At 62.9% G+C, this 17355-nt stretch carries 18 protein-coding genes and 2 pseudogenes; 6 read left to right on the forward strand and 14 right to left on the reverse strand.

Annotation, left to right across the window (positions count from 1 at the left end):
• Nucleotides 1-819 (reverse strand): annotated as a pseudogene (aceE, locus tag NANH_RS28805) (pyruvate dehydrogenase (acetyl-transferring), homodimeric type); the annotation flags it as partial.
• Nucleotides 820-1147: 328 nt separating this feature from the next.
• Entirely contained in the window at nt 1148-2173 is a 1026-nt protein-coding gene (denD, locus tag NANH_RS0110760) for a D-erythronate dehydrogenase (RefSeq protein ID WP_051372369.1), read from the reverse strand.
• Between the two features lie 104 nt (nt 2174-2277).
• Between denD and NANH_RS0110765 the strand changes: the two genes are divergently transcribed.
• The 3 genes and pseudogenes from NANH_RS0110765 to NANH_RS29580 all read left to right on the forward strand — a co-directional run bounded on the left by NANH_RS0110765 (nt 2278) and on the right by NANH_RS29580 (nt 4589).
• On the forward strand, nt 2278-4065 hold the full coding sequence (locus tag NANH_RS0110765) for an IlvD/Edd family dehydratase (RefSeq protein WP_027262048.1): 1788 nt from the start codon (nt 2278-2280) through the stop codon (nt 4063-4065).
• Between the two features lie 6 nt (nt 4066-4071).
• A pseudogene (locus NANH_RS29280) lies at nt 4072-4212 on the forward strand (2-hydroxyhepta-2,4-diene-1,7-dioate isomerase); the annotation flags it as partial.
• 242 nt (nt 4213-4454) lie between these two features.
• Complete coding sequence (locus tag NANH_RS29580; protein WP_281171017.1) at nt 4455-4589, forward strand: hypothetical protein; 135 nt, start codon at nt 4455-4457, stop codon at nt 4587-4589.
• Between the two features lie 35 nt (nt 4590-4624).
• On the opposite strand, the gene NANH_RS0110780 is transcribed toward NANH_RS29580, so the two are convergent.
• The 4 genes from NANH_RS0110780 to NANH_RS0110795 are packed head-to-tail and all read right to left on the reverse strand — an operon-like array spanning nt 4625 to nt 7911.
• The gene (locus tag NANH_RS0110780; protein ID WP_036049718.1) at nt 4625-5878 is read right to left on the reverse strand and encodes a molybdenum cofactor synthesis domain-containing protein; all 1254 of its coding nucleotides are present in this window, start codon (nt 5876-5878) and stop codon (nt 4625-4627) included.
• A gap of 37 nt (nt 5879-5915) precedes the next feature.
• Nucleotides 5916-6407: a molybdopterin-guanine dinucleotide biosynthesis protein B gene (mobB, locus tag NANH_RS0110785; protein WP_027262050.1), complete on the reverse strand. Its 492-nt coding sequence runs from the start codon at nt 6405-6407 to the stop codon at nt 5916-5918.
• Nucleotides 6404-7024: a molybdenum cofactor guanylyltransferase MobA gene (gene mobA / locus NANH_RS0110790; protein ID WP_027262051.1), complete on the reverse strand. Its 621-nt coding sequence runs from the start codon at nt 7022-7024 to the stop codon at nt 6404-6406. Before mobA ends, mobB begins: the two co-directional genes overlap by 4 nt.
• Nucleotides 7021-7911 (reverse strand): formate dehydrogenase accessory sulfurtransferase FdhD, encoded by an 891-nt coding sequence (locus tag NANH_RS0110795; protein ID WP_027262052.1) that lies wholly within the window; start codon nt 7909-7911, stop codon nt 7021-7023. The genes mobA and NANH_RS0110795 overlap by 4 nt, the downstream gene beginning before the upstream one ends.
• A 49-nt stretch (nt 7912-7960) precedes the next feature.
• On the opposite strand from NANH_RS0110795, the gene NANH_RS0110800 reads away from it, so the two are divergent.
• Entirely contained in the window at nt 7961-8677 is a 717-nt protein-coding gene (locus NANH_RS0110800) for an AzlC family ABC transporter permease (RefSeq protein WP_027262053.1), read from the forward strand.
• A complete protein-coding gene (locus NANH_RS0110805) occupies nt 8674-9009 on the forward strand; it encodes an AzlD domain-containing protein (protein ID WP_027262054.1) in 336 nt (111 codons plus the stop codon). Before NANH_RS0110800 ends, NANH_RS0110805 begins: the two co-directional genes overlap by 4 nt.
• Here NANH_RS0110805 and NANH_RS0110810 read toward each other — a convergent pair.
• The 7 genes from NANH_RS0110810 to NANH_RS0110840 all read right to left on the reverse strand — a co-directional run bounded on the left by NANH_RS0110810 (nt 8998) and on the right by NANH_RS0110840 (nt 15559).
• On the reverse strand, nt 8998-9609 hold the full coding sequence (locus tag NANH_RS0110810; protein ID WP_027262055.1) for a hypothetical protein: 612 nt from the start codon (nt 9607-9609) through the stop codon (nt 8998-9000). The genes NANH_RS0110805 and NANH_RS0110810 overlap by 12 nt on opposite strands.
• Before the next feature lie 13 nt (nt 9610-9622).
• The gene (locus NANH_RS0110815) at nt 9623-9757 is read right to left on the reverse strand and encodes an aa3-type cytochrome c oxidase subunit IV (RefSeq protein ID WP_027262056.1); all 135 of its coding nucleotides are present in this window, start codon (nt 9755-9757) and stop codon (nt 9623-9625) included.
• 91 nt (nt 9758-9848) lie between these two features.
• Nucleotides 9849-10454: a hypothetical protein gene (locus NANH_RS26025; RefSeq protein ID WP_074920651.1), complete on the reverse strand. Its 606-nt coding sequence runs from the start codon at nt 10452-10454 to the stop codon at nt 9849-9851.
• Nucleotides 10441-12285 (reverse strand): glycerophosphodiester phosphodiesterase family protein, encoded by a 1845-nt coding sequence (locus tag NANH_RS0110825; RefSeq protein WP_027262057.1) that lies wholly within the window; start codon nt 12283-12285, stop codon nt 10441-10443. Before NANH_RS0110825 ends, NANH_RS26025 begins: the two co-directional genes overlap by 14 nt.
• A gap of 64 nt (nt 12286-12349) precedes the next feature.
• Nucleotides 12350-12802 (reverse strand): DUF6173 family protein, encoded by a 453-nt coding sequence (locus NANH_RS0110830; protein WP_027262058.1) that lies wholly within the window; start codon nt 12800-12802, stop codon nt 12350-12352.
• Nucleotides 12795-13853, reverse strand: coding sequence for an MBL fold metallo-hydrolase (locus NANH_RS0110835; protein WP_027262059.1), 1059 nt, complete (start codon nt 13851-13853; stop codon nt 12795-12797). The genes NANH_RS0110830 and NANH_RS0110835 overlap by 8 nt, the downstream gene beginning before the upstream one ends.
• 2 nt (nt 13854-13855) lie before the next feature.
• A complete protein-coding gene (locus tag NANH_RS0110840) occupies nt 13856-15559 on the reverse strand; it encodes an acyl-CoA dehydrogenase (RefSeq protein WP_027262060.1) in 1704 nt (567 codons plus the stop codon).
• Between the two features lie 134 nt (nt 15560-15693).
• On the opposite strand from NANH_RS0110840, the gene NANH_RS0110845 reads away from it, so the two are divergent.
• Entirely contained in the window at nt 15694-16647 is a 954-nt protein-coding gene (locus NANH_RS0110845; RefSeq protein ID WP_027262061.1) for an L-threonylcarbamoyladenylate synthase, read from the forward strand.
• An 83-nt stretch (nt 16648-16730) separates the two neighbouring features.
• On the opposite strand, the gene NANH_RS0110850 is transcribed toward NANH_RS0110845, so the two are convergent.
• Nucleotides 16731-17285 carry a YqgE/AlgH family protein gene (locus tag NANH_RS0110850; RefSeq protein WP_027262062.1) on the reverse strand — a complete coding sequence of 185 codons (555 nt, stop codon included), beginning with the start codon at nt 17283-17285 and terminating at the stop codon, nt 16731-16733.
• Between the last annotated feature and the right edge of the window lie 70 nt (nt 17286-17355).

A 17355-nucleotide genomic window follows, 5' to 3' on the forward strand; every position in this document is an offset into this window, starting at 1 on the left:
GATCTTGTGGTTGCCGCGCACCGGACCGTCCAGACGCTGCAGGTTGCAGTTGATGACAAAGATCAGATTGTCCAGCCCCTCGCGCGCGGCAAGGTCAATCGCACCCCGGCTCTCCGGTTCGTCCATCTCGCCATCGCCGAGAAAACACCAGACCTTGCGGTCGCCCATATCGATATGGCCCCGGTTGTGCATGTATTTCATGAACCGCGCCTGATAGATCGCCATCAGCGGCCCCAACCCCATCGAAACCGTCGGGAACTGCCAGTAATCCGGCATCAGCCAGGGGTGCGGATAGCTCGACAGACCCTTGCCGTCGACTTCGCTGCGGAAATTTTCCAGCTCGGCCTCGCTGATGCGTCCTTCCATAAAGCTGCGCGCATAGATGCCGGGAATCACATGTCCCTGAAAAAACACCAGGTCGCCGCCGTGGATAGCGGATTTGGAGCGCCAGAAATGGTTCAGCCCAATATCGTACATCACCGCCGCACTGGCAAAGGACGCGATATGCCCGCCATATTCGCTGGACACTTTATTACGGCGCACAACCGTCGCCATCGCGTTCCAGCGGTTGATGGTGCGGATGCGCCATTCCATTTCGATATCGCCGGGAAACGCCTCCTGATCATCCGCCGGTATGGTGTTCTGATAAGGCGTCGTCGCCGAAAACGGCAGGTTCGCCCCGGCCGCACGCGCCTGTTGAACCGCCTTGTCCAACAGAAAATGTGCGCGATTGGCTCCATCGCGCTCAATCACATCCTCAATCGCTTCCTGCCACTCCTGGGATTCAACAGGATCAATGTCCTGGATCTGGTCTTTCATAGGTTCCTCTTCCCTTTCAACCACGACGGCCGCCGCGTTGGTTTAAAGTTAAATTACAAAACTCAACACAGGTAACTGAACGCATTTTCCGGCTAAATCACCGCACAACACTGTGAAGGGCGTCATAACACGAGCCAGTTACGTCGCGTAGCCCTTCCCGTGCATAACCTCCCTGCACAGAGCGCATGGCTTTTAGTTTAGCCTTAAATCATTATAGCAGACCATCGCCTCTCCCACGGTTATCTCTCGACACCCCCCCACTGAAGTTAGGTCAAACTTTGGCCAACGAGTCCATCGTACCGAAGCCGCCGCCATCGTCGACCGCTCATTACGTACCACCTGGAACCAGGTCGTCATCGAGATAGGCGCGGATGATCTGGGCAAAGTCCGTCTCTGCGACAAACCCCAGCTCGTTCGAACGCCGGGTGTCAAAGTTGCACGGCCACCCAGAAACGATTGCCATGATCGCCGGATCCGGCTCCGGCTCGATCCGGGCCACCGCCACGGCACCGGCCACATCGCGCAGCGCCTCGATCTGTTCGGCCACAGTGCAGGACAGCCCCGGCATGTTCAGGCTGCGTCGTCCCTCCAGCCGATCCAGATCCAGGCTGGCCGCACGAACCAGAAAGCCGACCGCAGACCGTGGCGAGGCGTGCCAGTGCCGCACCGTATCCGGCACGGGCAGAACCGCATCCCGCCCATTCAGCGGCTCGCGGATGATGTCCGAGAAAAACCCCGATGCCGCCTTGTTTGGTCGACCCGGCCGCACGCAGATGGTTGGCAACCGGATCGAGACACCATCGATGATGCCCTTGCGGCTGAAATCGTTGATGATCAGTTCGCAGGTCGCTTTTTGCGCGCCATAAGACGTCAGGGGCGCGGTCATAAAGTCGTCACCGATCCGATCCGGAAAGGGCGCGCCGAACACCGCGATCGACGACGAGAACACCAACCGGGGGCAATAGAGGCCATCGCTTTCTGCGCGCTCCAAACGCAGGGCCTCCAGCAGGTTCCAGGTGGCGAACATATTGACCTGCCAGCCCAGTTCGAACGCCTGCTCGGCCTCGCCGGAGACAATGGCGGCCAGATGAAAGATCACATCGGCCCGCATTTCGGCCAACTGTTGCGCCGTCCCCGTATCGCTCAGACTGCCGGCGATACGGCGCGCGGCCGGCGCCCCCGAGGTGGGAAAGCCGATATCATGCAGGATCACTTCGGCCGGGCCACCCTGCCATCCGTCACGGGCCAGCCGTACAGCGAGCTTTTGTCCCAGCATTCCGCCGCCGCCCAGTATCAGAATCCGTGTAATGCGCCCTCTCCCCGGTCTGCTCGGCGGTCCTGCACCGCCGTTCATATCAGAGGACAGCTCCGCACTGGAAATATCAACAACATTCCACTAGGCCGTTGAATAACAGCGGTGGCAGATCCGCCTGGGCATACTGACAGGGAGAGACCGGCATGGCAGACAAGAAACCCGCGCTTCGATCGCAGAACTGGTTCAACAACCCGGACGATCCGGAAATGACCGCGTTGTATCTCGAGCGTTACCTGAACTATGGCCTGACCCGCGAAGAGTTGCAGTCGGGCAAGCCGATCATCGGCATCGCCCAGACCGGCAGCGATCTGAGCCCCTGTAACCGCCACCATATCGAACTGTCCAAACGGGTACGCGACGGCGTGATTTCGGCGGGGGGGACAGTGATCGAAATTCCGGTACATCCGATTCAGGAAACCGGCAAACGCCCTACCGCCATGCTGGACCGCAATCTGGCCTACCTGTCGCTGGTAGAAACGCTGTATGGCTACCCGATCGACGGCGTGGTGCTGAATATCGGCTGTGACAAGACCACCCCGGCCCTGCTGATGGCGGCGGCGACGGTCAATATCCCCGCCATTGCGCTGTCGGTTGGCCCGATGCTGAACGGCTGGTTCCGGGGCGAACGGACCGGATCCGGCACCATCGTCTGGAAAGCGCGCGAGTTGCTGGCTGCTGGCGATATCGACAACGACGGGTTCCTGGAACTGGTGTCCTCATCGGCCACCTCGGTCGGCTATTGCAACACGATGGGCACTGCCAGCACGATGAATTCGTTGGCCGAAGCGTTGGGGATGCAACTGCCCGGCTCGGCTGCAATCCCCGCCCCATATCGCAAGCGCGGGCAGATCAGCTATGAAACGGGCAAGCGCATCGTGCAGATGGTGCACGACGACCTGAAACCGACCGATATCATGACACGGCAGGCGTTTGAAAATGCCATCGTGGTGAACTCGGCCATCGGCGGGTCGACCAACGCACCGATTCATCTGAACGCGATCGCCCGGCACCTTGGCGTCGAGCTGAGCAATGACGACTGGCAGCGACTGGGCCACAAGGTGCCGCTGCTGGTCAACCTGCAACCGGCGGGCGCCTATCTGGGCGAGGATTTCTTTCATGCGGGCGGCGTCCCGGCCGTGATCGGTGAACTTTTGGCCGCAGACCTGTTGCCCCATCCCAAGGTAGTGACGGCCAATGGCAGGACCATGGGCGAAAACTGTGCCGACAAACGTACCGAAACGCCGGATGTGATCAAACCCATCGACCAGCCGATGACAGCCGAGGCCGGGTTCATCAACCTGTCGGGGAACCTGTTTGACAGCGCAATCATGAAAACCAGCGTGATCTCGCCCGAATTTCGGGATCGCTATCTGTCCAACCCCCAAGACCCGGACGCGTTTGAGGGCCGCGCTGTTGTGTTTGACGGACCCGAGGATTTCCACAGGCGGATCGATGATGAAAGCCTTGCCATCGACGCCCATTGCATCCTGATCATGCGTGGGGCCGGCCCCATTGGATATCCCGGCGGGGCCGAAGTGGTCAACATGCGCCCGCCCGCCTACCTGCTGAAACGCGGCATTCATGCGCTGCCTTGCGTCGGCGACGGACGACAATCGGGCACATCCGGCAGCCCTTCGATCCTGAACGCCAGCCCCGAGGCCGCAGATGGCGGCGGCTTGGCCTTGGTGAAAACCGGCGACCGGCTGCGAATCGATCTGCGGAAATGCACCGCCAACATGCTGGTCGATCAGGCCGAGCTGGACGCCCGCCGTGCCGCCCTACCCATCCGGCCGTTCTCCCCGCCCAGCCAATCGCCCTGGCAGGAAATATTTCGCGAAAGGGTCCGCCCGTTCTCGGACGGCATGGTTCTGGACGGCGCGACCGACTTTCAGGACATCGCGCACAAATCCCTGCCCCGGGATAATCATTGACCTGGCATCGGGCTGAACTGCTCGGATCGCGCGGCCGAGGCCAAAATGGCGATTGCGGACCATCCGATCCTGTTCTTCAAGGCCAATTCCGCTGTTGCCGGCCCCAATGACACGGTTTGCATGCCACGCGGTTCCACCCACACCGATTAGGAAGTCGAACTGGGCGACGCGATATCTACCGAAACGCCTCCGGGCGCAGGCATGGGCATGAAACCCGGACCGGTGTGTATCCAGGGTCAGGGCGAACGATCCCAGATCGTGCGCCGGGACAACTGGGCAGATGAAACCGCACCTTTTGCTGATCGCCTCTGTGACCGACCGGATCATGGCCCGCCTGACCACGGAATTTACCGTCCACCCGCTGCCGGAGAAGAGACACGGGATGTGTTTTGGCCGAACATGGCGATCGGATCGTCACGGTCCTGACAAACGGCGGCACCGGATTGCGACCTGATTTCACGACCGCGACGGGCGATCTGACCTTTGAAAGCTCGACCGGTGGCGGAAAGATGACACCACCCTGACGCCGGTGCCTGAATCCACGCACCTTTAGACCGCTTTACAGGCCAAAACTGCCATAGGGGATGAAACGCACCGGGTCTCCGGGCCGGATGTGACGTTCGCCGTCTTCAAGTTCGACCAGCCCCTCGGCCCAGCTCAGCCCGCTGATCCGGCCCGACCCTTCCGAGGCAAACACTTCGACGAGCCCCCCCCGAACGCGGGCGCGCAAGTATTCCCGCCGTCCCGGCTTCTTGCGTTTCTCAAAACAGGCAGGCAGATCGAACCCCTGCGGTTCTTGCCAGTCCGCCCCGGCCAACAGGCCCATCGCCGGTCGGGCGAAAACCAGGGTGCAGACCATCGCGGCCACCGGATTTCCCGGCAATCCAAACACCGGCGTGCCCGACCACAGCCCCAGCGCCAGGGGGCGGCCCGGCTTGACCGCAATGCGCCACTGCTGCATCGCGCCCGCCTCTTGCAACAAAGCCGAGACGTGATCTTCGTCCCCGGCAGACGCGCCGCCGCTGGTCAGGATCACATCCGCCCGCTCAGATGCCCGATCCAGACGGTCCCGCAGGGCCGCCCGGTCATCCCCGACCCGGCCCATGTCCACAGGCAGGAACCCAAACCGTTGTACCATCGCCAACAACATGGGCCGGTTGGCGTCAAAGATCTGCCCAGGCCCGGCCCCCTGTCCGGGCTCGACCAGCTCGTCCCCGGTCGACATCACAGCAACGCGCAACCTTTGGCGCACGGTCACCTGCGCCACGCCGACCGCAGACAGCAACGCCAGGTCCGCCGCCGTCAAGACCCGCCCCGTGGCCAACGCAAGATCGCCGCCCTGTACATCCTCGCCTGCCCGCCTTGCATTTGCGCCCTGTTTTAGCGGCCCGTGAAACGCAATCTGGTTGCCATCGGTGGTGACATCTTCCTGCAGAATTACCGTATCGACCCCCTCGGGAAGCGCGGCCCCGGTCAGGATGCGGATCGCGTGCCGCGCAGGCACCGCACCGTCAAACGGCACGCCCGCCGCCGCGCGGCCCTGCACCAGCGGCAGCGCCTGCGCGCCCTCAGACACCGGCCCCGCAAACCCGTAACCATCCACCGCCGAATTGGCCTGCGGCGGGTTTGACCGCCGGGCGATCACATCCTGTGCCAGAACCCGGCCCAGGGCCTGCGCCAACGGTTGGGTCTCGGCCTGCGCCACAACGCTCAGCCGGTCACGCAACAGCGCCAGCGCCGCGTCAACCGGGGTCCAGTTCACCCCGGCGGGCAAGGCAAAGCAGTCATTGCGCAGGGGGGGCGGCTTGATCATGGGTGCCCCCGCCGTCGCGATCCGCGCAAAACGCCCTTCACAACCCCACCTCCTGGGCGATGAAATCGGCAATTGCCCCGGTGTCATCCAGATCAAAAACCGGACGATCCAGCGTGAGCGGCACATCGCTGGCCACAGCACGAACCGAGTCATCCTCCGGGGCAATCAACGATTGTCCGGCCTCGGCCCTGTGAGTTTCGATCTTGGCATGGGGTTCGCGCTTGTAGCCTTCGATCAGAACCAGATCGACGGGCGAGAGGCGCCCCAACATCTCGGCCAGCGCCGGTTCCTGCGCACCGCGCAATTCGTGCATCAGGGCCCAACGGTTCCCCGAAGCCAACAGCACTTCCTGCGCACCCGCAACCCGGTGGCGGTGACTGTCCCGTCCGGGCTGGTCGACATCGAAACTGTGATGCGCATGCTTGATCGTCGAAACCGAAAACCCGCGCCCGATGAACTCGGCCACCAACCGTTCCATCAACCCGGTCTTGCCAGTATTCTTCCAACCGGTCACGCCATAGATCTTCATAGTGTCTGCCCCAACATGGTTTCGGCACGCTTCAGATCCTCGGGCGTGTTGACGTTAAAGAAAGGGTCAAACCCATCCGCGTCAAACAGCGCCTCGCGCCCGCCATGCCGATCGGTCCACAGAACAACCTTGCGCAGCCCGTCTTGCAATGCGGCGCGCAAATCCTCACGCAGGGCGACCGGCCACAGACCGAAGGTCGGGTGACGCAGGCGGCCGCGCCGGGCGTCGGGGGTTGCCGCCAGCACCAGCGGGGCCGCCATGCCCTCGCCCGCCAGTTGCAACTGCGGCACCAGATCCGCAGGGAAAAACGGGGTGTCCGCCGCCGCCGTCACGATACTGTCGGCCCCCTGCGCCGCCGCCCAGTCCAGCCCCGCCAGAACACCGGCCAAAGGTCCGGGAAATCCATCGATACTGTCGCGCAACACCGGCAAGCCAAACGCGTCAAACCGAGCCGCATCGCCATTGGCATTCAACGCCAGCTCCGCCACCTGCGGCTGCAACCGGTCGATCACCCGCGCCAACAGGCTTTGCCCGCGCACCTTCAGCAACCCCTTGTCACCACCGCCCATCCGGCTGGCCAACCCGCCGGCCAGCACCACACCCAACGGAGCCTTCATCCCTGCGCACTCTTCCTGCGGTGGCGGGTATCTTCAGCAACCACCGTTGCCGGATCGACGTCGCGCATCAGGCGATCCTCGCCCGACAGGCAGACAAAGCGTTGCCCCCGCATCCGCCCGATCAGCGTCAGCCCGACTTCACGGGCAATCTCGACGCCCCAGGCGGTGAACCCCGACCGCGACGCCAGCACCGGAATGCCCATCATCGCCGTCTTGATCACCATCTCCGACGTCAGCCGCCCGGTGGTATACAGGATCTTGTCCTCAGGGGCGGTTGCCGTCTGCATCATCCACCCGGCGATCTTGTCCACCGCGTTGTGCCGCCCCACGTCTTCCATGTACACAAGCGGGCGATCGCCCTGACACAGCACCGTTCCATGGATCGCCCCGGCCACCAGATACAGCGACGGGGTGCGGTTGATCCGGGCCGCCAGCGTGTACAGCCAACTCGTGCGCACCGACACCTGCGGCAGGCGGACCGCTTCCAGCCCTTCCATCATGTCACCAAACACCGTGCCCACCGCGCAGCCCGAGGTACGGGTTTTCTTGCGCAGTTTTTCCTCGTACGAGGTTTGCCGTTCGGTGCGAACCACAACAGTTTCCAGATCCTCGTCATAATCGACGCCCTTGATCCGGTCATCGGGCAGCAACATCCCCTGATTGCGCAGAAATCCAAGCGCGAGATATTCGGGATAGTCGCCGATGGTCATTGCGGTGACAATCTCTTGCGCGTTCAGAAATATGGTCAGGGGCCGCTCCTCGACTACAGAAATTCGCGAACGTTCGCCATTCTGATCCACCCCTTCCACCGCACGGGTCAGACGCGCCGCGCCAGGGTCCGGCGCGATGATGTAGTCCGCGACATCTTGCTGCGTGGCCAATTGCAACCCCTCCCGATCATCGCTAGTGCAAGCGGATACAGTCTAGGGGCAACGCATGACGTCCACCACAGCAAAATCGTTCTTCTGGAAGGGCATCCGCGACAGTGCTCCGTTCGTTCTGGTGGCCGGTCCGTTTGGCCTTCTGTTCGGGGTTCTCGCTGTCGAGGCGGGGCTGGGTGTCGTTGAAACCATGACCTTCACCATGACGGTGTTTGCCGGGGCCGCGCAATTCACCGCATTACAACTGATGCAGGAGCAAACCCCGACCGTGATGGTGCTGGTCTCGGCCCTGGCGGTGAACCTGCGGGTGGCAATGTACTCGGCCTCGCTGACACCGTATCTGGGCGCGGCGCCGCTGTGGCAGCGCGCACTCGCGGCCTATTTCACGGTCGATCAATCCTATGCGCTGTCCATCGTTCAATATGAAACACACCGCGACATGACGATGCGCGAACGCATGGCCTATTTCTTTGGCACCATCGGGCTGATCGCGCCGCTCTGGTATGGCGCTACGCTGGCTGGGGCCGTTATGGGGTCGCAGATTCCGGAAAGCTGGGCGCTGGATTTTGCCCTGCCCATCGCCTTTCTCGCGATGATCGGGCCAATGCTGCGCACCCCGGCTCATATTGTCGCCGCCCTGGTGTCGATCAGCGTGGCCATCTCCGCGGCCGGTCTGGCCTATAACCTGGGCCTGTTGATCGCAGGGCTTGCCGGAATGATGGCCGGGGCGCAGACCGAAGTGATGCTGGACCGCAGAAAGCAAAGCGTATGAGCGACCCGATCGACCCAACCACACTGTGGATCGTCATCATCGGCATGGCCGTGGGCAGCTTTGCCCTACGGTTCGTGTTCATCGGGCTGGTCGGCAGCCGCGCCATGCCGGGCTGGCTGCTGCGGCACCTGCGCTATACTGCGGTCGCAATTCTTCCGGCGTTGGTCACACCGCTGGTGATCTGGCCCGCTGTCACCCAGGGCCAGCCGGACACCGCGCGACTGGCGGCGGCCGCCGCCACATTGGCGGTCGGGTTCTTAACCAGGAACGTCATCGCGGCCATCTTTGCCGGTGCGGGGACGTTATACGCCCTGCTCTATTTATTGGGTTAGGGCCGCGTTGATCTCGTCCAGTCCTTTTTGCAGGTCCGGACTATCGTCCTCATAGTAGCGGTCGGTTCTCACACCCGGGATCTGCGCGAACTGATCCATCAGCTTCTTCGGGTAAAACGTGCTTCTGATGCTTTCGAAGCCAGGAACCTGCGACAACAGCTTTGCGGTCGAACTGGCGCAAAATGCGTCCGGGACACGGCCATTGCTCACCGCCAACTGATAGGCGCGCTCGGCCTGTTGCGGGCTCACTTCGATCTTCTGGCTGGCCACATGGAATGTGCTGCGCGCGTGGGCGCTGCGATAAGCCTTTTCCATCTGCGGGGTGACGCCAAAGATCACGTCGTCGCGCTCGGGTGTGGCCGATGAATAAAAGGACCCTGCCGGATCAAAGATCACCTGCTGGGACGCATTGATCAGCAACGCCGTATGAGCGCCCTCGCCAGAACGGTTGTTGATCATGGTGTACAGGGTCAGAGACGGCGGCTCGGGGTTGCGAAACGCAGCTGCGGCAATCGTCGCATCGTCGCCATAGTTTCGCGCCGGCTTGGTGCAACCGGCCACAGCCAGCAGCATCAAAACACCAACAATTACTCGCAGCATTTACCGGGCCAGATCAGCGGGCAAAGATGGCGAGGAACACCAGAACGGCAAGAATCACCACAACGCTCCATGCGGTGAATTTCATGAAGCCGTCAAATGTCTTGGTCTGTGCCGTGATGTCCATCTCGCCGTGTTTGTACTCAGCCATGTCACCCGATTCCGTTCGCGTTGGATTTCTGTTGTCTAACGCAATCGCAAATCTCGGCCACCTCGTCAATCGCAAGGCGGTCAAAACCCTGTCACTGTTGTGCGCCCGCGCTCAGGATGGAACAGTTCGGCCAGCCAAAGCCCCAGCGCCAGGCCAGCCCGGTGCAAGGGGCACCGCCGAAGCGAACCGCCAGATGCATGGCATCCGCGATCACCGCATAGGCTGCGGTCACATCATCTTCGTCGACACCATAGTACGTGGCGATTTCGTGCCGACGGTCCTGTCCGGTTTCGATCACACAGCTGCGCAGCGCAGCATCCGCCCGCGTCCGCGCGGCATAGCTTTGGGTGGCGGTCTGGGCCCCGGCCCCATCGTGATAGGCCGCGTCATGGGTGACACAGCAGTCTTCCCAGGGTGGCGTTTCCTGATGCACCTCGGCAAAATCGGGGAACTGCGCCGAAACCAGCCGCCAAATATCGGACAGCCCACCGCTGCACCCGTCGGTTTCAAACGGGGACAGTTCGGCATCGTCGCGGACCCGTCGGTCGATCAGCGCCTGGTGCGCGCGCAGTTCCAGCGTTCGTGTCACACCGCCCGCTTCTGCCTCGCCCGTCTGGGCATCGGCGGCGCGCCCGCCCAGCCCCTCGGCGCACAGGGCAAGCATGCAGGCAAGCATCAGGGCATCAGGGCGAGTCATCGCGATACCTCTTGGTGTTCAGCGACACCCCCAGTTCCTCGCTCATCCACAGCAATAACCGCTCGGGCGTGCTCAGCCCGGCGCGGATCCGCAACACCTGTCTTGCCAGAGCCGGCTCGTCCGTGATCAGACCGCTGACGCCCATCGAAATCATCTTGGACATCTCCAGCGGATCATTCACGGTCCAGACATACAGATCCTTGCCCGCAGCCGCGGTCCTCTGCGCCAGGCGCGGCCCCGCCTGCCCCATGTTCACGGCGATGAAATCTCCGTCCAACCCGGCCAGATCGCCCACCGCCGTGGCGGCCAGGATCCCACTGCGCCAGTCAGGCCGCAACGCCAACATCTTTTGTACCGCTGGATATTTCAGCGACATGGTGGCGATCTGATCCGCCATGTCCAGCTCTTCGACAATCGCAGCGACACGCGGTTCCAGCTCGACATCGTGGCCATAGTATTTCAGTTCGATCAGCACCTTTGCCCTACCCTTGGCCATCTCAAGCACATCGCGCAGCAGGGGCGTGCGCTGATCGGCATAGATGCCATCGTACCAACTGCCGATGTCGATCTCGGCCAGATCGTCCATCGTGGCCTCCCAGATCTTGAGATCGGCACCCGACAATTTCATGAAATCGCTGTCGTGAACCACCGCCACCTCACCGTCAGCGGTTTCCTGCACATCGATCTCGACCCAGTCGGTGCCGTCCTCGATCGCCTTTTGCACCGAGGCCAGCGTGTTCTCGGGGCGGCTTCCGGCGGCACCGCGATGGGCAATGACGGTGACATCGTCCTGCGTGCTGATACCATCCAGTAACCGGCCCCCGGACCAGAATCCAAACATCACCAGCCCCACAATCCCGGCACAGCCCAACGCCAGACGTCCCCGCACACTGCCCGGCGGGCGTGCGGCTGGGGGCTGCAACGGTACACCACCGTGGAAATGCCCGTTCACCACCCGCGCCAAAGCCCCCAGCGCCAACGCCGAAACCACCGTTCGGGCCAGCGTCCACAGCGCCACAACGGCCATAGTGATCGCCAGCACCAGCCGCATGCCCGATTCTGCCTGTAAAGGCATCAGATTCAGAAGAACCCCGGCCAACAGCCCTACCCCCCCCATCAGGGCGGCACGCAGAACGATCCATACCACAAGTTCACGCTGCAATTGCAACCGGCGGCCCACCATAAATTCGGCGCTGCGCGCAAAGGCGGCGTGGGGACCGACGCCATCGAACAGCACCATATGCAGCGCCAATGCCCAGCCAGACAGCCGCATCAGCAATACCACCGCCAGTCCCGCCAGCAACACCGCGATGATCCCCCCGGCAATCATCGCCTGCGGCGGGCGATAGGCCAGGTAATAGTTGATGTCATATTTGGTCAGGAACCGCGCGGCGATCAGCAGGCCAAGCAGTACAAAGGGCAGCGCCAGTGCCAGCACCCTCATTACGAACAGAAGCGCAAAGACCAACAGCGGCCGCCACCGCCGGATGACCGCCCACAAAGCCGCCCGCGCGGCGGCCACACCACCCACACCCCCGGCGCGCCAGATCGCGGTCATGACCGCGAAACCCAGCACTTCAACCACCAGCAAAAGGCTGAGGATACCCACGGCCGCGACAAAACCCACAGGTGTCAAAACGAAACCGGCGATATCCTGATCGGTCAGTGCCGATTGGCTGGACAACGATACCGCACCGTTGATCAGCCCACCCACCAGCGGCGCAAGCACGGCCAGCGAAACCAGGCGCAACACAAAATAGAGCGCAACAATGACCCGGTTGCGCCGCCAACTGTCACCATAGGCTTGCAGAACGGTGGATAGGACCGACATGGTTCACACTCCGTACAGACGATGACCCTTAAAACGGAATGCAGTCGCACTGCGCAAGGGCGCGTCAGCCTTTTTCCAGCTCGGCCGCCAGCCGGAACCCGATCCGGTTGGCGGGGGCATCCTGGCGCGGTTTGGATACCGCACGCAACAACACGCTCAGCTGACTGACATGCTGGATCAGCTGGGTCTGCGCACCGCTTGCATCGCGGCCATAGAAGGTAACAATATCCGGGTCGTAATAACCCAAACCCTCAATCCGCAACACCCCGGCATCGCCTCCGACAAAGCCCATGGCGACCTCGTGTTCACCATCCAGTTGCGCCTCGAAATTCTGAATATAGATGATCAGCCGCTCATAGGCCCATTGCGCCGCGCTCTTGTTTCCGACCGGTCGGTTCAATTGCTCGGGAACGCATTCCAGTCCGACACAGGCATCCGGGTCGGCGTGGGCTTCGCGCATCCGTGGCAAGGCGTCGGCCTCGACCAGTTCGGCGGTTGTGCGAACATCTTCATCCATTGCCCTGCTCCCTGGTCCGATACAGCCATGCACCCTCCGGCCCTCGGGTGCGTTCGACCTGACCGGACAGATACAGGTGATTAACGTGCGCCACCGCCTCGACCAGCGCAAGACCGTATTCGCCCGCCCCGATCCGGCGCTTGAACAGCGGCGCAAAACAGGCGGCGGCGGGCTTCGGCTCGGCCAGGAATTCCAACAACCGGCGCAACCCGCCATGGTGGTTTTCGATCAGCTGATGCAAGCGAAACGGCAATCCGGTAAACGGCAGCTTGTGGCCGCCCAAAACCAGCTGGTCCGCGCGCGCCAACGGCACAAACCGCTCGCAGGCCTCAAGCCACCCCTGCAATGGATCGGCCTCGGGTTCGGTCGCATAGACGCCGATATTGGGGCTGATCGAGCTGAGGATCTGATCGCCAGAGATCACCAGATTGTCGTCTCGGCTCCAGAATGTGGCGTGTTCTGGCGCGTGGCCGTTGCCGATATGCACGTCCCACTGACGACCGCCCATAAAGATGGTATCGCCCTGTGCCACGCGGCTGAACCCAAGCGGCATCGGAGCGACGATATCGGCATAGTTGAACGGTTTTTCGGCAGCCCGCCGGGCCAACAGATCCGCATCCATCCCCGCACTGCGCCAGAACTCCAGTGTTTCCCCGGGCGGGCGGGCCTGATCGTCCAGCCACAACATTCTCGCGAACAGCCAGGCGGTGCGCGTGGTGACCAATCGGGCACCGTGCTCGGTCTGAAACCACCCTGCCAGGCCAACGTGATCGGGGTGATGATGCGTCACCACTACGCGGGTCACCGGTTTGCCCGCCAACGGTCCCGCCAGCAATTCGCCCCAGACCGCACGGCTCAAACCGGTGTCGAACCCGGTGTCGATCACGGTCCATCCATCGCCATCGTCCAGCGCATAGATGTTGACGTGATCCAGCTTCATTGGCAGCGGCAGGCGCATCCACAGCACACCCGGCGCCACCTCGATCGCTTGTCCGCGCTCCGGCGGGGTCTCCCACGGGTATCGCAGGACGGGTGCTATGTCGCCATCCACGCCTAGGCCGCCAGGTCGTCGGCACTCAGCGCAAACAGCCCCTCGGCGCCGCATTGCGCCTGCGCCAACAGGCTCGCATGTTCCGGCAGCATCCGCGTGATGTAGAACCGGGCCAGCCTCTCGCGCGCGCCGCCCTTGTCGGACTGTGCCGCGGCCAGGTGGAAATGCGCGCCCAACACCCGCGCAAAAGCACGCAGATAGGGCACCGCCCCGGCAAACCGGTCGTTCATGTCGCCCTGCGCCAACATCCATTCCGTACTTTCACGCAGCGACTCCGTGGCCTGCCAGACGGCCTCTGCCATCGCCGGGTTAGAGGCACGGGCGCGCTCGGCATCGCCCTCGATCTCGTCCAGCAGTCGCAATGCGGCGTCGCCCCCGTCCATCATCTTGCGCGCCACCAGGTCCATCGCCTGGATGCCGTTGGTGCCCTCGTAGATCGCAGTCACCCGCACGTCGCGGCTGAACTGTGCCGCGCCGGTTTCCTCGATAAAACCCATGCCGCCATGCACCTGCACGCCGGTCTCTGCCACGGCGATCCCCACATCGGTGCCAAACGCCTTGGCAATCGGCGTCAGCAATGCCGCGCGGGCGGCCCAGTCGGCATCGTTGGTCGCGGTCTGCATGTCGATGGCCACCGCACAGGCCAGCATGATCGCACGCGCCGCAAACAGATCGGCCTTCATCGTGGTCAGCATCCGGCGCACATCGGCATGATCGATGATCGTACCGCCGGGCGTGTTGCCCTGTTTGCGCTCCAGCGCATAGGACAAGGCCTGTTGATACGCGCCCTCGGCCTGTCCGACACCCTGCCCGCCAACGCCCAGACGAGCGTTGTTCATCATCGTGAACATCGCCGCCATGCCGCCATGCTCCTTGCCGACCAGCCAGCCCGTCGCCCCGTCGTACTGCATCACGCAGGTCGGGCTGCCATGCAGGCCCATCTTGTGCTCCAGGCTCACCACCTTGAGGCTGTTGGCCACGCCCGCATTGCCATTTTCGTCCGGCAGCCGTTTGGGCACCAGAAACAGACTGATCCCTTTGGTGCCCGGCACGCCGTCCGGCAGTCGCGCCAGAACGAGATGGCAGACATTCTCGGTAAAATCATTGTCGCCCCAGCTGATAAAAATCTTTTGACCCGTGACCGCATAGGTCCCATCGCCATTGGCTTCGGCCTTGGACGACAACGCGCCCACATCCGATCCGGCCTGCGGCTCGGTCAGGTTCATGGTCCCGGCCCATTCGCCGCTGATCAGCTTGGGCAGGTACAAATCCTTCAGCTCGTCACTGGCATGGTGGTCCAGCGCCTCGATCTGACCCTGGCTCATCAGCGGGGCCAGTTGCAGTGACAGGCACGCAGCGGCCATCATCTCGTTGACGCTGGTGGCCAGCGTCATCGGCAGACCCATGCCACCATATTCCGGGTTGCCGCTCATCCCGATCCAGCCCCCCTCGGCGATCGCCTTCCAGCCAGCGGAATATCCGGGCGAGGTCCGCAATACGCCGTTTTCCAGCCAGGCGGGATGCAGATCGCCATCGCGCTGCAACGGGGCCATCACCTCTTCGGACATCTTGCCTGCCTCGGTCAGGATGGCGCTGACCATATCGGCACTGGCCTCAGAGAAGCGATCGGTGGCCGCGACCTGGTCGAAACCGACCACATGGCGCAACAGGAATTCATAGTCGGAAACGGGGGCACGGTACGGCATGTCAGGGACCTCATGGACGGGCGGGGGCGATCAAGTGGGCTTGGCTTCCAAGCGCGCCACCTCTAATGAAGAAAGATTGCCGCCATTGCAAACCAGCCAGCCCCAACACGCAACCGAAACGCCGCGTCACAGACATGTCCCACACCGACACCGCAATATTGACTGCCTCGACCGCGGATCTGACCCGTGCTGCCGCAATGCTGGCGCGGGGCGAAACCGTCGCCTTTCCTACCGAAACCGTGTACGGGCTGGGGGCGGATGCCCGGTCTGGCCCTGCCGTGGCCAGGATCTATGCTGCCAAGGGGCGACCCACGTTCAACCCGCTGATCGCGCATGTGCGCGATGTCGCCTCCGCGAAACGCTACGTCACATGGACCGGCACGGCTGACCGTCTGGCGGCGGCCTTCTGGCCCGGCCCGCTGACCCTCGTGCTGCCATTGCGGGCCGATCACGGCATTGCGTCGCTGGTTACGGCGGGGCTGGACACGCTGGCGGTGCGCGTCCCGGCCCACCCGGCCGCGCAGCGGCTGCTGGCCTTGTTCGACGGTCCGCTGGCCGCCCCCTCGGCCAACCCTTCGGGCCGGATCAGCGCCACCACCGCAGCGCATGTGCTGGACGGTCTGGGCGGGCGCATCGCAGCTGTGGTCGACGACGGCCCCTGCGCTGTCGGTCTGGAATCGACCATCATCGGATTGGAAGGTAAAGACACCACGCTGCTGCGCCCCGGCGGCTTGCCCACCGAAACCATCGAGGCGGTTCTTGGCCATTCGCTGGGCCGTCGCGATCAAACGGAAGCCCTCACCGCACCGGGGCAGATGCTCTCTCATTACGCCCCCGCCGCCGCTGTGCGCTTGAATGCGACCGCTGCCCGAAAGGGCGAGACGCTGCTTGGTTTCGGTGCCATGGGTTGCGATCTGAACCTGTCGCGCGGCGCTGATTTGGCCGAAGCAGCCTCCAACCTGTTTGCCCACCTGCACAAACTGGACCAGACCGGCCGCCCCATCGCCATCGCCCCGGTTCCCAACACCGGGCTGGGCGTTGCGATCAACGACCGGCTGCGCCGCGCCGCTGCCCCCCGTGACCGGTAAACCCACCCGGCTCTTCCTCTTGCGGAAAATATCCCGGGGGTGAATTGGCCTGACGGGCCAAGAGGGGGCAGCGCCCCCTTGCCTCAGGCGTGACCGGCACTTGCCGACAGGGTCAGCGGATCCACCCCAAGCAGATTCAGCGCCGCGCCCCACTTGTGCTCATCGCCCATGGCAAAGACCAGATCGCTGTCTGCATCTGCCGTCAGCCAGCCGTTCATAGCGATTTCCGCTTCCAACTGCCCCGGCCCCCAACCGGCATAGCCCAACATCATCAGCGCTCGCCTGGGGCCATTGCCCACGGCAATGTCTTCCAGAATATCCAGTGTCGCTGTCATGCTGAACTGCTTGGACACCGCCATCGACTGCAGGTTCGATGCATAATCCGGCGTATGAAGCACAAATCCGCGCGCGCTTTCGACAGGACCACCGAAATGAACGGTCATGTCCCGTCCGGGTGGTTCTGGCTGGATATCGAGCTGCTCCAACAAATGTGACAACCGCACATCTTGCGCCGGCTTGTTGACAATGAGCCCCATTGCGCCCTCGTCGCCATGGCTGCACAGAAACACAACGGAATGTCCGAACCTCATGTCGCCCATTCCCGGCATCGCGATCAGCAGCTTTCCGGTCAGATCCATGTTTCCTAAGCACTCCTGCCCGTCGGTGATCCATACTCCCGTCTTCAACATGGCCGCAGCCCTGGCGCGG

It is taken from the genome of Sedimentitalea nanhaiensis DSM 24252, from assembly GCF_000473225.1.
In the GTDB taxonomy this organism is placed as follows: Bacteria; Pseudomonadota; Alphaproteobacteria; order Rhodobacterales; family Rhodobacteraceae; genus Sedimentitalea; species Sedimentitalea nanhaiensis.

Excerpts from the sequence above, each read along its gene's own strand:
- denD (WP_051372369.1), bottom strand. The coding sequence starts at position 2,173 with ATGAACGGCGGTGCAGGACCGCCGAGCAGACCGGGGAGAGGGCGCATT.
- mobB (WP_027262050.1), bottom strand. The coding sequence starts at position 6,407 with ATGAAGATCTATGGCGTGACCGGTTGGAAGAATACTGGCAAGACCGGG.
- NANH_RS0110825 (WP_027262057.1), bottom strand. The coding sequence starts at position 12,285 with ATGTCGGTCCTATCCACCGTTCTGCAAGCCTATGGTGACAGTTGGCGG.
- NANH_RS0110815 (WP_027262056.1), bottom strand. The coding sequence starts at position 9,757 with ATGGCTGAGTACAAACACGGCGAGATGGACATCACGGCACAGACCAAG.
- NANH_RS0110810 (WP_027262055.1), bottom strand. The coding sequence starts at position 9,609 with ATGCTGCGAGTAATTGTTGGTGTTTTGATGCTGCTGGCTGTGGCCGGT.
- NANH_RS0110840 (WP_027262060.1), bottom strand. The coding sequence starts at position 15,559 with ATGCCGTACCGTGCCCCCGTTTCCGACTATGAATTCCTGTTGCGCCAT.
- NANH_RS0110850 (WP_027262062.1), bottom strand. The coding sequence starts at position 17,285 with ATGGATCTGACCGGAAAGCTGCTGATCGCGATGCCGGGAATGGGCGAC.
- NANH_RS0110830 (WP_027262058.1), bottom strand. The coding sequence starts at position 12,802 with ATGGATGAAGATGTTCGCACAACCGCCGAACTGGTCGAGGCCGACGCC.
- mobA (WP_027262051.1), bottom strand. The coding sequence starts at position 7,024 with ATGAAGGCTCCGTTGGGTGTGGTGCTGGCCGGCGGGTTGGCCAGCCGG.
- NANH_RS26025 (WP_074920651.1), bottom strand. The coding sequence starts at position 10,454 with ATGACTCGCCCTGATGCCCTGATGCTTGCCTGCATGCTTGCCCTGTGC.
- NANH_RS0110765 (WP_027262048.1), top strand. The coding sequence starts at position 2,278 with ATGGCAGACAAGAAACCCGCGCTTCGATCGCAGAACTGGTTCAACAAC.
- NANH_RS0110845 (WP_027262061.1), top strand. The coding sequence starts at position 15,694 with ATGTCCCACACCGACACCGCAATATTGACTGCCTCGACCGCGGATCTG.
- NANH_RS0110805 (WP_027262054.1), top strand. The coding sequence starts at position 8,674 with ATGAGCGACCCGATCGACCCAACCACACTGTGGATCGTCATCATCGGC.
- NANH_RS0110780 (WP_036049718.1), bottom strand. The coding sequence starts at position 5,878 with ATGATCAAGCCGCCCCCCCTGCGCAATGACTGCTTTGCCTTGCCCGCC.
- NANH_RS0110800 (WP_027262053.1), top strand. The coding sequence starts at position 7,961 with ATGACGTCCACCACAGCAAAATCGTTCTTCTGGAAGGGCATCCGCGAC.